A 14,966-nucleotide genomic window follows, 5' to 3' on the forward strand; every position below is an offset into this window, starting at 1 on the left:
TGGTCACTTGATAATCGGACGCAGCGGGGCCGAAACGTCAACCTGATGTTTATCGCCGATCTTGGTGGGGTCGTTGATGATTTTGTCGACCACGGCCTTCTTGAGCTTCATGTCGGAAGCGTCGCCCCAGACGATGACGCGCTGCCCGCCGTTGAGCTCGGTGGTGATGGAATCTTGGGTTTTCGCGCTCACTTTGGTGATTGAGGCACGCATGTCGTGCGGTAGCAGGTTCAGCACCTTGAGCGCCTGCTGAACGGAACGGTCACGAAGGCTGGTCTGAACGTCGTCCACTTCGATAACCGGGATGCCATCGGCGGAGACATTGCCGACCTTGTTGAGCACTCGCCCGTAACCGTCCACGGCCGTTTCGGTGTTATCAGGAGTCTTAAGCATCGCCGCAGGCTCTTGTGCCGTAATGCTGACTTTCAGACCTTTGGGATAGGTCTTGTCGACCTTGGCCTTCGAAACGCCGGGAATGTTTTTGAGTTCCTGTTCCACATCATTCGAAGACACTAATAACAGCGATTTGCCAGCCTGCTTGTCGGCGATGGAAACAATCTGAGATTTGCCAACCCATTGATTTTCCCCGGAAACCGCAATCTGGTGTGCGTCAAGCCGAAACAGAGGCGAGAAAAACAGCGTCCACGACAAGGCGACAATCACGGCCACAATCAGCAACGCCACCAACACCCGAGTCGTCATCTTCCAAGCGCTTATCCGACGCCGTTCCTTGAGACGGGCGTCAAAATCAATGACTTTCGGACGCGAGGCAACACCAAGCGGACCGGCAGTCTGCTCCAATGTTTCGCCGACCAGGTCCTCGTCCTGCAATTGCCTAGCATCTACAAAACCACCAGGAGTGCTTTTGGTCGCCGCTGCCCCAGACCTTGCCGAGCGTGCGGTTCTTGGAGAACCAGCATTCCCGCCATCTGCCAGAGGTTTGTCAATCCCGTATTGGCGCTTGGATCGGCGACGACGGGACACGCTGACGGACTTGCCGCTATGTCCCGTTTGTTTGCCGATGGTCGCTTCTGCAGACGAAGACGATGAGCGGACCGATGAACGACGCTTGCGCCCGCTGCTCTTCCCTGTCTTTTCGGAACCGGAACGAGTGGAGTCTGATTTCACGGAACGCGGCTGACGCGACCATTCGTCATGGTCGGCATCATGCCGTTTCCCGCTGGTGATACGTCGGCCGCTCATCAGCGCAACTCTTTCGCTCGGTCTTTGAGCTGCGAAAGCATAACATCGTCCATGGCGGTGACATCACCTGCGCCGACGGTAATAAGGACATCTCCCGGCCGAGCGTGACGGACCAAGGTTTCAGCACCTTCTTGAAGATCCTTTGACGTGGCGATCCATCCTTGAGCCGGAGCATGCGCCAACGCGGCGGCAGCATTCACAATAACCTGCGAGGTGACCTCCGGGAAATCCTCCTGCCGCTCACGGGCCGGGAAAATAGGCGCGATGACGACATCATCGGCCTTGGCGAGCGCCGCTGCGAATCTGTCAGTAAAGAACTTGGTGCGGCTGAAGAGGTGAGGCTGGAAGAGCACGCGGATGGTTGAATCGGGATAACGACGACGGGCCGCATCAAGCAAAGCGGCGATTTCCGTGGGATGGTGCGCATAATCGTCGACCACCGTCACCCCGTCTTCCACGCCGTTGACCTCGAAGCGTCGCGAGGCTCCCTTGAACGTGGAAGCCGCACGCGCGGCGAGCTCGGGATCCATGCCCAGCAGCGTCGTGGTGATGATGGCAGCAGTCGCATTGCGCGCGTTGTGAATGCCGGGAACGCGAAGCGTGACGGAGACACTGCGTTCCTCGCTGCAACCGGCGAACCCTGCCGGGAACGCGATGGTGAAACGTTCCGTCCCATCCCCGGCGCTCTCCTGCTCCGAGAGAATACGAACGAGTTGCGGCTGACCGTCAGAACCCGCGATTTGCGTGATGTCATCCGTTGCCTGCGTGGTATAGCAGATTGTTCTAGCTGCCACGTCGGCCGGCAATGCACGCACGATTGCCTGCGCTCCCCGTCATCGACGGACATGATGACATGGCCTTTGGCATGACCGGCATACTGCACGAAAGCCTGCTGGTAGTGTTCGGCATCGCCGTAATGGTCGAGGTGATCGGCTTCGGCGTTGGTGATCAGCGCGAACTGCGGACGGTATTTCTCGAAACTGCCGTCGGATTCGTCGGATTCGGCCACAAGTACATCACCATGGCCGGCGTGCCCTCCATCGATCGCCACCCCGTCAGGGCCTTGAATCGATCCACCGATGGCATAGCTGGGGTCTGCCAGTTTCACTGCGGCACTGGTTCCCGATTGAGCATCGGCCTGCCCCCGGCGTTGACGAGAATATGGGAAATCAGGGAACTGGTGGTCGTTTTGCCGTGAGCTCCGGCAACGCTAACCGCACATTTCGCAGCCATCAGGAGCGCCAGAATGTCACTGCGGTGGACGATATGGGCTCCAGCATTCGCCGCTGCCACGATTTCGGGGTTGTCCGGCTTAATAGCACTGGAGTAGACGACGGTCTGCGCGCCCTCGACGTTTTCAGCGCGTTGTCCGAAATAGACCTTGACGCCCAACGCAACCAGACGGTCAGTCTTGGCATTGGCCTCGCGATCAGAGCCGGAGACCTCGACGCCCTCTTCGTGAAGCATCTCGGCGAGCACGCTCATGCCCGCGCCGCCGATACCGATGAAATGGGTACGCCCAAGCGATGCCACCGTCTCCGTGGGACCGAACGCTGCGACCGTCGGATCAAGCACGATGGATTCAGAGCTGGTTGTTGACTGCACGATACGCTCCTTGGACGTTGGTTACTGCCGATAAAAACATCATTCGATGACCGTTATACCCGATATCTGTACCAGACCTAAGCCCAAACGCCAAACCCACGCAGACTACTTGCAATTGCCGGACTCGGACGACATTTGCGAGTAGTCTCGATTGACCCTGACCATGTCAGAACCATCAATCAGATACTTCGAACGCGGCGCTCGCCTTAAAAGCCAAAAGCGGATACCGCGCGTCACGAATTCCTGTCAGCCATGTCAAGCACCACTGCGGCCATGGTCTCTGCGGCATCGCGCATGCCATAGCCATAAGCCTTGTGGCCCATGGCCTCGAGCCGTTGGCGGTCGGCCAGAAGCGCCGGCACATGCTCACGTACCCATGTCGGCGTGAAATCATCGTCAACAACCATCAAACCGCCTCCGGCCTCAACCACCGGCTGTGCGTTGAATCGTTGCTCACCATTGCCGATGGGCAACGGCACATAGACCGCAGGCATGCCGATGGCCGCCAGCTCGCTGACGGTGCCTGCTCCGGAACGGCAGACCACCAAATCCGCCGCAGCGAATGCCAGGTCGATGCGTTCCAGATATTCGGCAATATGATAATCGCCTTGCCCTGCATGGGCCGGGTCAAGGTCGGTGATGACCTGCTCCCCACGTTTTGCGCCACACGTCGGCGCACATCGTCGCTTTTCTTCCGACCAGTCAGATGGATGACCTGGGTGACATCGAGCAGCTGGGCCGCCGCATCGCTGACCGCCTCGTTAAGACTCACCGCTCCCAACGAACCGCCGGTGACCACCATCAACGGGCGATTGGGATCGATGCCCAGCTGACGTGCGGCTTCTTGACGAGCCAACGACTTGTTCTCTCCGAGCTTCCGGCAAAGATCGGCCATCACCGGGCGCAACGGCAGCCCAACCCGGCGTATTTCCGCGCCGTTACGAACTTTAAGGCCGGTGCCATCGTAAGCGGTGCCAATGAACGAGGCCCAACGTGCGCCGAGCTTGTTGGCCATACCGGCACGAGCGTTCTGTTCGTGGATGACAATAGGCAAGCCCATCGAGTGTGCCACGGTGTAGACGGGAGCCGATACATACCCGCCGAAACCGACGACCACATCGGCCTGACGACGCTGCAGAATCTCACGGACCTTCTGCTGTTCATGCTTCCAACGGCCGGGAAAGCGCAGCGCCTGCATATTGGGGCGCCGAGGAAAAGGAACCTTGGCAATGGTATCGAGCTCAAACCCTGCCTGTGGCACCAAATCGTGTTCAAGCCCGACATCTGTGCCGATAACGCTCAATGCGGCTTGTGGATCGGCGCTTTTGATGGCAGATGCGACGCTGAGCAACGGGTTGACATGTCCGGCGGTTCCACCGCCGGCCAGTACGATATGTTTCATTCCATTCATCCTTGCTTGTTCACATGCAACAGCGCGTTCAGACGCTCAATGATGCAACATTAGCCTGAATCTGTGGTTGCATCTTCATCATACTGGTGGCCACGCCTGCCGCGAACAGACACATGACCAGGCTGGAGCCACCGGCCGAGACGAAGGGCAACGGCACGCCCATTACCGGCAACAGTCCGATGACGACCATGATGTTTACAAGCGCCTGGCCCACAATCCAGATCGCGATGCAGATCAACACCCTGGAAGCGTACTTGTCGGGGGTCTGCAAGGCGATGGCGAACATGCACCAACCGAGGATGGCGAACAGAATAATGACGATGGCGGCACCAATGAAGCCAGTCTCCTCGCCGATGATGGCGAAGATGAAATCGTTGTGCGCCTCGGGAAGATAGTTCCATTTCTCGCGTGAATTGCCGATGCCTACCCCGAAAAAGCCTCCGGAGGCCATGGCGTATTTGGCGTGCATGGACTGATAGCATTCGCCTTGCAAGGCTGAGGTGGGGCAAGGCCGGTAGGCCGCCGTGATGCGCATCATGCGGTTCGGGCTGGTGACCACAAAGAGCACAACCACTGCCAACAAAGCCAGTCCAGAACCAACCAGCCATTTAAGCGGGAATCCGCCGACGAGCATGGCAGTGACGCCAATAGCCACAAGAATGAGTGCGGTACCCAGGTCGCCGCCGAGCATGACCGCCCCCAGACAGGCCAGGAACACGACAATGGACGGCAAATACGCTTTGAAGCCCTCAGCCTTATAGTGTTTCGCGGCAACGGAAATGGCCCAAGGCATCCACATGCACAGCGCCAGTTTCATGACTTCCGCCGGCTGCATGGTGAACACGTTGCGGATGCCAATCCAGCCTTTGTTGCCATTGACTTCCACACCGAGCGGCGTCATGGTCAACAGCTGAAGGACGATGGAGAAAACCGTGAACCAGAACGAGATTTTCCGATAGGAATCGGAATGAACGTGCATGGCCAGCAGACAAACGACCAGTCCGATGATGCAATACAGTCCCTGGCTCAGCGCTTGTTTCCACGGAGACAGATTCGCGGCGATCATGGTGACCGAAGAGGCCGAAAATACCATGACTACACCGAAGCAGGTCAATGCAACAACGGCGATGCGGAAGCCGTAATAACACCATAGCGGATTCATCAACGCGCGGATGCCGGTATAGTCAGAAATCTGAAGCGCTCCACCCGAGTTGTCGACCTTGGAAAGCGAGGATGGCGATGGAGAGGCTTTTTGATAGAAGACATCGAAAAGCGACTTTGCCTTCGCTTTTCTGCTGGCTGCTTTATCTTGCTTATCTCGCGCCGGCAAGGAAGATTTGAAGGCTTTGGCTATCGAATTCCAATGCCTTTGCCCTGCCTTGTCAGAACGTTTCGAACGTTCCTCATTTCCGTGGTCATACACGCGTTTAACCATGGACACGCACCCACTGACGGGCGGCATCGGCGAACTGCGAACCGCGGTCGGCGTAGGAGACGAACTGATCCATCGAAGCGCAGGCCGGTGCCATCAGCACCACATCACCGTCCGCAGCATACTGGCCGGCAGTCTCGACCGCACGGGCCATCACGCTGTCCTGGTCTTTCGGGTCGATAACCGTAAGCGGAATATCAGAAGCGCTGGCCTTGAAAGCCGAAAGCATGGGTTCCTGATCGACGCCGATGATGACGGCGGCCTTGATGGTCTTGGCCTGATCGGCAACGAGATCTTCGAAATGCCCGCCCTTGGCCAGTCCCCCGGCAATCCAGACCACGGACTTGGGCTTGTAGCTGGAAAGCGAGGCGTGGGCCGCATGAGCGTTGGTGGCCTTGGAATCATCGACGAACCGCACGGTACCGCCGTCCTGCAAATGTGCGGTGGCAACGGTTTGGATACGGTGGCCGCCAGGGGCGAAAGCGCGCAGAGCATCGAGACAGCGTCCGGGGTCGGCACCCAAGCCCATCGCCAACGCCAACGCGGTGATGGCATCGGCCAGCAGATGCGGATAAACCGTCCCGTCCGGCTCGCAAAGATGGGAGAACTCGGTGACCTTGGCCAGCGCGTTCATATCCCCCTCTGGAGCCCCGGCCAGGCCGCTGGCGTCGACGATCCAGCCATCGGATACACCGATCTGACCGGGTTCAGGGGCATGCAACGTGAAGCCCACCTTACGGCATTCGGGGCTAGTCTGAGCAGTCTGCGCCAAGGCCGTAACTCGTTCATCATCGGCATTGAACACCAGCGCACGCTTGGCATTGTGGAAGACCTTGGATTTGTCGGCCGCATAATTGGCCATGCCGCCATGCCAGTCGAGGTGGTCGGCAGCGATGTTGGTGATGGCCGCGCAATCCAAAGCCACGGAATCGGTGAAATGCATCTGGAAGCTACTCAGTTCCACGCACAACGCGTCATGTTTCGGATCGACGGCGGCGAGGCTGACGGATTTGCCGATATTGCCCACGGCTGGCGCGTTCATGCCACATTCGGTGAGCATGGCCGAAACCATCTGCGTGGTAGAGGTCTTGCCGTTGGTGCCGGTGATGCCGACCCATGGCGCTGGGGCGTGCGAGGCGGAATGCTCGGCAGGCACACGCAGTGCCCAAGCCAGTTCGACTTCACTGATCACCGGGATATGGCGACGCTGAGCCTCAAGAATAAAGGGAGTACGAGGATTGAATACCGGTGAGACCACCACGATATCGACGTCATCGAAATCGATGTCATCAAAGGAGTGCAGATCGGCTTCCGGTTTCTTCTCGTCCAGACTCACCACACGGCCGGCACGACCTTGCAAAGCCTCGACGGCACCTCGGCCGGAAACGCCTAGGCCAACCACCAATACGGTTTTACCAGCAACATCCAAAGGAGACGAAGCACTATTCGTGTTCTCGCGGTTCACCTGCGAAAAACCAGAATCCGTCGTTGTCTGCATTTGAATCAACCTTTCCTTTGACACCCGTAAACCGTTCCATCCGATGTCTTTGTCTTCTAGATCAAAAGACCGGTGCGTGACGCCCAATCCGTATAGAAGATGACCAAGCCGATGAGCATGAACATGAATTCGATCATCCAGAAGCGCACGACGACCTTCTGCTCGCTCCACCCCATCAGTTCAAAATGATGGTGAATCGGCGCCATCTTGAAGACGCGCTTGTGGGTGAGCTTGAAGCAACCGACCTGGATGATGTCGCTCGCCACCTCGATGACGTAAAGACCGCCGAGAATGATGGCGAGGAATTCGGTGTGTGTGGCGATGGAGAGGGCTGCGAAAAGCCCGCCCAGAGCCAGCGATCCGGTGTCACCCATAAAGATGGTGGCCGGGTTGGAGTTGTACCAGAGGAAGCCGAAGCAGGCCACGGCAGCACAGGCGGCAATGATCGTCAAGTCCAGCGGGTCCGAAACCGCATACGAGTAACCGGGCTTCGGGCCGCCTTTGACGTGGTAGCTTTCCCAGAAGGCGATGATGGTGTAGCCTGCCAGGGAGATCATCGAGGAACCCGTGGCGAGTCCGTCAAGTCCATCGGTCAGGTTGACGGCGTTGGTCCATGCAATCATCAGGAAATTGACCCAGATGACGAAGATGACAATGGCAACGGCCTTGCCGGCGAACTCGAAGCTGAAGAACGGATGCTCGATGAAGCTCATGCCTGCTTGTGCCGAAGGAAATCCGGATTTGGTGGGGATCAGCAGCGCCAGCACCGCGTAAATGGTCGCGAAGACGAACTGGCCGAAGAATTTACCGCCAACGCTCAACCCTGTATTTTGCTTTTTACGCACTTTGGCGAAGTCGTCGATGAAGCCCAAAGCCCCCATCGACACCATGGCGAAGAGGACCAGAACGGCCGACCATGACACACTCTGCCCGCCAGTCAAGCCGCGATAAAGCGCCGAAGCCCCCATCCAAGCACCACTGCGAAGATGATGACCACGCCGCCCATCGTGGCGGTACCGCGCTTCAGAAGATGCGATTGCGGGCCGTCCTGACGGATATACTGGCCGTAATGCAACCGGTGAACCAGTCGAATCATGGCTGGCGTGCCGACCATCGTGACCACGAGCGAGACCACGATGCCGATGATGAGGGAAATCAATGTTTCGGCTCCACTTCTGTAGGCTGTTGCGAAGAGACGTGCGCCCAATGCTCGGCCAAGGCGGAAAGTCCCGAAATATGGGAGCCTTTGAGCAGCACGACGGTATTAGGATGCTGGTGGGCTATTTCGGCAACCAACCGATCAGCCTGACCTGCACTATGTACCCATTGCACCACGACGGGGGTACGCAAATCACTGTTGGACGCACCGGCAACAGCACTCGGAGCGGCGTCTTGGCCCAATTCCTCTTGGGCCCCTTGTGCCAAGGCCGAGGCCAGCTCATCAAAATGCTGGTCCGTCTTGTTGCCCACGGCGATGATCTCGTCGATGCCCAGCGAGGCGGCATAAGCTCCGGTCTGTCGATGCAGCTTCAATTCGTCGGCACCGAGCTCCAGCATCGCGCCAAGCACGGCGACACGATAAGGTTTCGCAGCATTTGCGGCGGACGTACCAGCCTCGGATTCTTGAGGATTACCGTTGACCTGCCAGCGAGCCAAGCCATCCAAACCGGCGCGCATAGAGTCGGGATTCGCATTGAAGGAATCGTCAATCAGTGTGAAAGAATCCTCGCCATCACCGATTTGGGAGACGGCCATACGATGCGGGCTGATGTGCGCGACTTCACCCAGCCCCTCAGCAATATCGTTTAGCGACATTCCAAAATGCCGGGCGACCGTGGCCGCTGCGAGCGCGTTCATGACATTGTGTGCACCGCCGATGCCCAAATGCACCAAGGCACGGGAACCATCGGTATCTACCAATGTGAAGCTCGGACGGTCCAAGGCGTCTACCGTGACAGCTTCTGCGCTCATCCTTGTGGCATTCGGCTGTGCGTCGCCGTCAAGTCCGAACCACAGCACGTCGCCCGGAGCAAACTTGGTCATTGCCGCCACATGTTGATCGTCGGCATTGAGCACGGCGATGCCTCCAGGCACCAGACCTTGCACAATCTCGCTCTTGGCCTGGGCGATGCGTTCCACGGAACCGAACTCCCCCAGATGCGCCACACCGACCTTCAGCACCACGGCCAGGTCGGGAGGCACGATGCTGGTGAGCTTCGCGATTTCACCGACATGGTTGGCCCCCATCTCGGCGACAAAGAACCTGGTGCGCTCCCCAACTTTCAACGCCGTCAGCGGCAGACCGATTTCATTGTTGAACGAGCCGACGGGAGCCACGGTCTCGCCAAGCTTCGCCATCAATGAGCGCAGCAAATCCTTGGTGGTCGTCTTGCCGACGGAACCGGTGATGCCGATTACCGAAAAATCCGCGCCCAGCTCACGGCGACGCTCAATATTATGCTGTGCCAAACCGCCCAGCGCCTGCACCGTGTCGTCAACCTCGATTTGCACGATATCGTCGGCGCCGTCCACAACGTGGTCGACCAGCGCAGCGACCGCACCTTTCTGCGCAGCACCGGCCACGAAATCATGGCCGTCCACCCGTTCGCCGGGAATGGCCACAAACACCGAACCGGCGCGAATCTGCCGGGAATCGCTCACGGTCGAGGTGGCCACCGGCCCCTCCGGCACAGCGCAAGCGGCACCGGCCACCAGACGCCCGCCGACCGCTTCGGCAATCTCCGCGACCGTCATCGGCATCATCATGCCGGTTTCCCCTTGCGTCCCGGCCTTGTTGTCGTCCAACCTATGCGCTCCTTTATTACATATCACCGTTTTCAAAGTCAAACCATGAAAAGGCATCAATTTCAAATCAATCCGTCTACGAGAACCGGGAAGAATGCCTTCACTGCATCTCCTTCGAAACGCGCAGGGCATTGCGAATATTGCTGCGGCGCACGCCGGCGTCCATCGCCATCGCAATGGCCAGCGAAAGTCTGCGCTGCCCGTCCAGATTGCGAATCACCGCGGTCTGGCCTGCAAGCCAACCGGATTCCTCGTTGCAGACGACTAGATGCTTGTGCTCGTCGATCGAAAAACCATAACGCTGCTGAACTTCGTCAAACATCCGTTGAGAACCGGCCTTATCCAACGGCTCAATGGACCCGAGCACATCGACATTGACACTTTCGAGCGCACCCGGTCGCAGCGTCTGCCTGTCCGCCGAAATCACCATGGCCGCAGCCCCGTCCTCGGAACAGACGGCGAGCATGTGCTGGATGTCGAATATTCCCAGAGGATAGGTCATGGCGAGTTCACGTTCCAGCGAACTCGAGCCGGAAGCGCTGACAATGCCTACCGGATTGCCAAGCATGTGCAGAAAATCAGCCAGACGCACCACATCGGCCTGGTTCTCTTCATCGTCATCACCACAGACGACGAACACGGCCATCGTATTGGCCGGCGTTCCGGCGATGTCGGCTGCCAAAGCGCCAATGGTGGCCTTGCTCGGTGTGGCCAGCAGCGCGGGAACCCCTGCGGATTGTGCCAGAGCTGCCATCGAAGGCGGCACGAGCACGGCGTAGGCTCCCCGACTCACTGCAAAATTAAGCAAAGAGGATTCCTCGATATCCTGAAGAACATAAAGTGCTCCCGGACGAACGGAATCAGGGGTGTCGGCGAGAGAAGTAACCGTGACGCCATCGGCGAATCCAGGTTCAAGATCGAAGCCGTAATGGCTGGCGATGTACCCCAGGGTCACACGCCGTGAAATCGACTCACTTACCGCACTCATAGCCTTACGTCCTTCTGCCTCGCGGCACACGGAAACGTCACTATCTGATGTTGCCGCATGCCATCACCACGACACAGGAATAGCACCAGTACGCGGGGCCGAGGCCGGGACTTCGTACTTCTGCATAAGGAATTCACCGATTTGCTTGAACAGCGTGCCGCTGGTGAGGCCACCATATATGCCTTGCGGATTCTTCATCGCCACCGTGACCACGAAACGAGGATTGTCGGCGGGCAGGATGCCGGTGAAGTCACCGACGATGCCATCAAGCGCGCCACTGGGGCCCGCTACCTGCGCGGTTCCGGACTTGCCGGCGATACGGTAGCCGTCGATGCCGGCTGTCCTGTGATATTCCTCGGCGGCGGATTCCATGGCGTTCATCAATTGCGCGTCGGCGTTCGGGTCGAGGATGCGAGTGCCTTCGTCCTGAGGCTGGTTGATGACATGCCCATTAGCATCCGTGGTCGAAACGACGATCGACGGTTTGCGATAGATGCCGCCGTCGGCGATGGTGGCGATGGCATTGGTGAGCTGGAGAATGTTGGTGGCATAGCCCTGTCCGAAGAGGATCGTATCGCGCGTACGTTTGTCCCACGCCTTGGGATTAGTAAGCGTTCCGCGAGACTCGCCCGGAAGGTTGAGGCCGGTGGGCTGTCCGATGCCGAACTTGGTAAGCATGTCGTAGCGGTCCTGATCCTGGTAATTGTCGGAAGCCATCACCATGCCGACGTTGGAGGACTGCTGCAGAATGCCGGCCAACGTCCAGTTGGAAACCGCATGCGGCGAGGAATCGGTGAAGATCTGGTTGTTCTTGTTCAGATGGTCCGGAACTTGGAACTGGTCGGTCATCTGATGGATGCCATGCTGCAAGAGGCCCGCCATCGAGAAGGTCTTGCCAATCGAGCCGGGTTCGAAGGTCTCGGAGACAGCACGCGAGACATTAAGTTTGGCCTGATCGCTACCGGCCTGAATATCATCGGAATCGTCAATCGCGATGATCTGGTGCGTGCGTATGTCCTCGACGCAGGCCACCGCCCAATCCGCATGATACTGCGCCTTGCCTTGGGTGAGTACCTTCTTGACGTACCAATCAACATCCGAGTCGATGGTCAATTTCACGTCACTGCCGTTCTGGGCGGCTTTGGAATCGGTCAACGTGCCGGGAATCTCGACGCCGTTGTTGCCTTGCTGGTAGATCTTGTAGCCATCGGTGCCGGAAAGTACCTTGTTCTGCACCTGCTCCATGCCCGAAGCGCCATTGACCTGAGCATCGACGCCGCCAAGGAACGCGCCGAGCAATGTGCCGTCGGAATAGACGCGGTTCTGCGAAAGCTCGCCGTAGACGATGCCGCCAAGATCCAATTTGTCAAGCTTGCGCTTGGTAGCCGGCTCAACGTCTTTTTCAGCACGACATAACGGCCGGAAGTCGCGAGCTGACCACCGAGTTCCATGGCGTCCATACCCAGTATCGGGGCAATCATTCTCGCCACACGCGCGGCACCGACCACACCGATGGTTTTGCCTCCCTGGCTTTTCGGCTGGGTGCAATTATTGGTGACCTGCTTGCTGCAAACCGGCTCATAGGCCTGGGCCGCTTCGGGGTCACCGATGATGGTGTAGCGTTCCACGCTTTGCGCAAGCACCGCACCGTTGGTATCAAGAATCTTGCCGCGCATCGCGTGCACCGGCACTTTCAGCGTGCGGCCCGCCGTGGCGGCCTCGGCCATGGAACGCCCATTCAACAACTGAATGTTGGCCAATTGTCCAAAGCAAACAACGAAAACAATCGCGAGCACCGTCCCGATGACGGCGCAACGCGATACGAATTGTTTGGCTTTGGCATTATCGGCAGGTGTACGCATGTCACTGGCCTTTGCTCGTCGGTGTTTGTTGGCTTGGCGGCGCCTGATAACCTTGCAAATCAATGGAAAGTGGCCCTTGCTGAGGCACCATGCCCATCTTCTGGGCACGATCGGGCAGGCTGGCCTGCAGGCTGTCGAGTTGAGCCTGATCGTCTTCCACGTCCTGGTTCAATTTGCTGATGTTCGACTGTACCTGCGCCTGTTCGAAGGAATTCTGCACCATCTGCGTACGCAAAGCCAGAGAGCCCAGCAACGATGCGAAAAGAAAGACCACGGCAATGACGATATGCACCACCGACACCGTTTTGATATGGCTGAAAATGCCGAAGGCGTCGCGGGCTTTGTCTTTATCTGCCTTGCCACCGGCAACAACCTGGAAGCGAGGACGCGAGGAGATTGCATGATTGTCGTCTTCACGTCCGGCAGGCGCCACATGGGAACGAATCGATCTTGCGTTTGCACTGCTGCTCATCATGCCCTCCTTTCCCTCTGGTTATCTGAATGTTTCTGGCTATACATAGTTCCGCCGCTCAGACGTTCCAACGGTTCGGGTTCCTTTTCAGCGTCCCGTTCGAAGCGATTGCGCCAACGCTGAGGCAACTCACGGGAAAGCTCGACACCACGCAGACGCACCGGCGCCGAACGCGAGTTGTGCTCGATTTCCGCCTCATCGGCCTTGATTGCACCCCGGGTGAGCTCGTGGAAGAAGGGCTGCGCATCATCAGGAATCACCGGCAGATCGGCCGGCGCATCGACCTTGAGTCCTTGGGCCATGAACGTCTTGACGGTGCGGTCTTCCAGCGAATGGTAAGACTCGACCACCAGTCTGCCGTCAAGCGCCAGATGATTGGCAATCTGCGGCAAGGTGCATTTGAGCTTGTCCAACTCACCATTGACCTCGATGCGCAGCGCCTGGAAAACGCGCTTTGCGGGGTTGCCCTTGGCGCGATGGGATTTCGGCACCACACGGTCGACCAGCTCATCGAGCTGACGTGAAGTCTTGAGCGGCTCGGTTTCGCGTTGGCGAACAATTGCACGGGCTATCGGCTTGGAAAAACGTTCCTGCCCGTATTCGCGGAAAATGCGGGTCAGATCCTGTTCCGAGTATTGCGCCAGAATCTGCGCGGCGTCAAAGCTTTGCGTAGTGTCCATGCGCATGTCGAGCGGAGCGTCGTGCGAGTAGGAGAATCCGCGGTCGGTCTCGTCAATCTGCAGGCTGGAAAGCCCCAAGTCCATAAAGGCCGCATCGACACGACGCAGCTTCAGATCATCAAGCACATCACTGAATTCGTCGAACGCGGCATGCACCGGAGTGAACCGGTCGTCGAGACCGGCTTCCTTCATACGTTCGGTAGCCATGCCCAGCGCTTCCTCGTCGCGATCGATGCCGATGAGACGAGCCTGCGGCGAAGCCTGCAGGAACGCAAGTGCATGACCGGCAAGGCCGAGTGTGCAATCGACGACAATGGCTCCAGGATGCTGCAGCGCAGGGGTGACCAGATCCACGCACTCCTGCAGGAGCACGGGCTGATGAATATTCGCCAGTTCCGCCATCACCACTCCACCGCCGGTAATACGTCATCGGCTATATCGGAATAGCCCTCCTCCTGGGCGGCCAGATAGGCATCCCACGATTCCTTGTTCCAGATCTCGGCGCGGGTGCCGACTCCGATGACCACGATATCGTCGCCTAACCCGGCATAGCTGCGCAGGTTCTGTGGCACCAGAACGCGGCCTTGCTTATCCGGTTCGCCTTCAACGGCACCGGAGAGGAAGACACGCAGATAGCTTCTGGTCGCTTTGTTGCCCATGGACGCACGCTGGATTCGCGAGGCGATACGCCTGAATTCCGTTTGGGGCAGCAAGTAGACACATTTTTCCTGGCCACGCGCCATCACCATGCCCGTCCCCAATTGGGCACGCATTTTGGCAGGCAATGCCATACGTCCTTTGCTGTCGATTTTCGGAGTATAGGTGCCGAGCAGCAGCGGTTCAGGCTGGGTCATCGGGGAAACGGTATCCTGAGGCTGAGCTGTCTGGCCGGCATTCATCGCTGTCGGAAGGCTTGAGGAAGCGGCAAATGCCACGCTTTCATCAGGATTTTCATCGTGTCCGGTCATCTGCCACCCCCTTTACCCGAATGTCAAGAATTGACGAGTCCT

Annotated in this window: 8 protein-coding genes and 4 pseudogenes; all 12 read right to left on the reverse strand. The window is 58.3% G+C overall.

Features of this window, described 5'->3' with window-relative positions:
* Positions 1 to 3: 3 nt before the first annotated feature.
* The 12 genes and pseudogenes from OZX57_RS06075 to mraZ all read right to left on the reverse strand — a co-directional run bounded on the left by OZX57_RS06075 (position 4) and on the right by mraZ (position 14,855).
* On the reverse strand, positions 4 to 1,203 hold the full coding sequence (locus OZX57_RS06075; protein WP_277161813.1) for an FtsQ-type POTRA domain-containing protein: 1,200 nt from the start codon (positions 1,201 to 1,203) through the stop codon (positions 4 to 6).
* A pseudogene (gene murC / locus OZX57_RS06080) lies at positions 1,203 to 2,811 on the reverse strand (UDP-N-acetylmuramate--L-alanine ligase). The gene OZX57_RS06075 and the pseudogene murC overlap by 1 nt, the downstream one beginning before the upstream one ends.
* A gap of 230 nt (positions 2,812 to 3,041) precedes the next feature.
* Positions 3,042 to 4,219: pseudogene (locus tag OZX57_RS06085) on the reverse strand (UDP-N-acetylglucosamine--N-acetylmuramyl-(pentapeptide) pyrophosphoryl-undecaprenol N-acetylglucosamine transferase).
* 28 nt (positions 4,220 to 4,247) lie between these two features.
* Positions 4,248 to 5,654: a putative lipid II flippase FtsW gene (gene ftsW, locus OZX57_RS06090; RefSeq protein WP_277161814.1), complete on the reverse strand. Its 1,407-nt coding sequence runs from the start codon at positions 5,652 to 5,654 to the stop codon at positions 4,248 to 4,250.
* Positions 5,647 to 7,080, reverse strand: a complete 1,434-nt coding sequence (gene murD, locus OZX57_RS06095) for a UDP-N-acetylmuramoyl-L-alanine--D-glutamate ligase (RefSeq protein WP_277162964.1) — start codon at positions 7,078 to 7,080, stop codon at positions 5,647 to 5,649. The genes ftsW and murD overlap by 8 nt, the downstream gene beginning before the upstream one ends.
* A gap of 125 nt (positions 7,081 to 7,205) precedes the next feature.
* Positions 7,206 to 8,308 (reverse strand): annotated as a pseudogene (mraY, locus tag OZX57_RS06100) (phospho-N-acetylmuramoyl-pentapeptide-transferase).
* Positions 8,305 to 9,912 (reverse strand): UDP-N-acetylmuramoyl-tripeptide--D-alanyl-D-alanine ligase, encoded by a 1,608-nt coding sequence (gene murF, locus OZX57_RS06105; protein ID WP_277162965.1) that lies wholly within the window; start codon positions 9,910 to 9,912, stop codon positions 8,305 to 8,307. Before murF ends, mraY begins: the two are co-directional and overlap by 4 nt.
* A 142-nt stretch (positions 9,913 to 10,054) precedes the next feature.
* Positions 10,055 to 10,942, reverse strand: coding sequence for a UDP-N-acetylmuramyl peptide synthase (locus tag OZX57_RS06110; RefSeq protein WP_277161815.1), 888 nt, complete (start codon positions 10,940 to 10,942; stop codon positions 10,055 to 10,057).
* A 63-nt stretch (positions 10,943 to 11,005) separates the two neighbouring features.
* A pseudogene (locus OZX57_RS06115) lies at positions 11,006 to 12,804 on the reverse strand (penicillin-binding protein 2).
* Between the two features lies 1 nt (position 12,805).
* A complete protein-coding gene (locus tag OZX57_RS06120) occupies positions 12,806 to 13,279 on the reverse strand; it encodes a hypothetical protein (RefSeq protein WP_277161816.1) in 474 nt (157 codons plus the stop codon).
* Complete coding sequence (gene rsmH / locus OZX57_RS06125) at positions 13,276 to 14,358, reverse strand: 16S rRNA (cytosine(1402)-N(4))-methyltransferase RsmH (RefSeq protein ID WP_277161817.1); 1,083 nt, start codon at positions 14,356 to 14,358, stop codon at positions 13,276 to 13,278. Before rsmH ends, OZX57_RS06120 begins: the two co-directional genes overlap by 4 nt.
* Entirely contained in the window at positions 14,358 to 14,855 is a 498-nt protein-coding gene (gene mraZ / locus OZX57_RS06130) for a division/cell wall cluster transcriptional repressor MraZ (protein ID WP_277162966.1), read from the reverse strand. The genes rsmH and mraZ overlap by 1 nt, the downstream gene beginning before the upstream one ends.
* Positions 14,856 to 14,966: the final 111 nt, after the last annotated feature.

This window comes from Bifidobacterium sp. ESL0682, assembly GCF_029392815.1.
GTDB lineage: Bacteria > Actinomycetota > Actinomycetes > Actinomycetales > Bifidobacteriaceae > Bifidobacterium.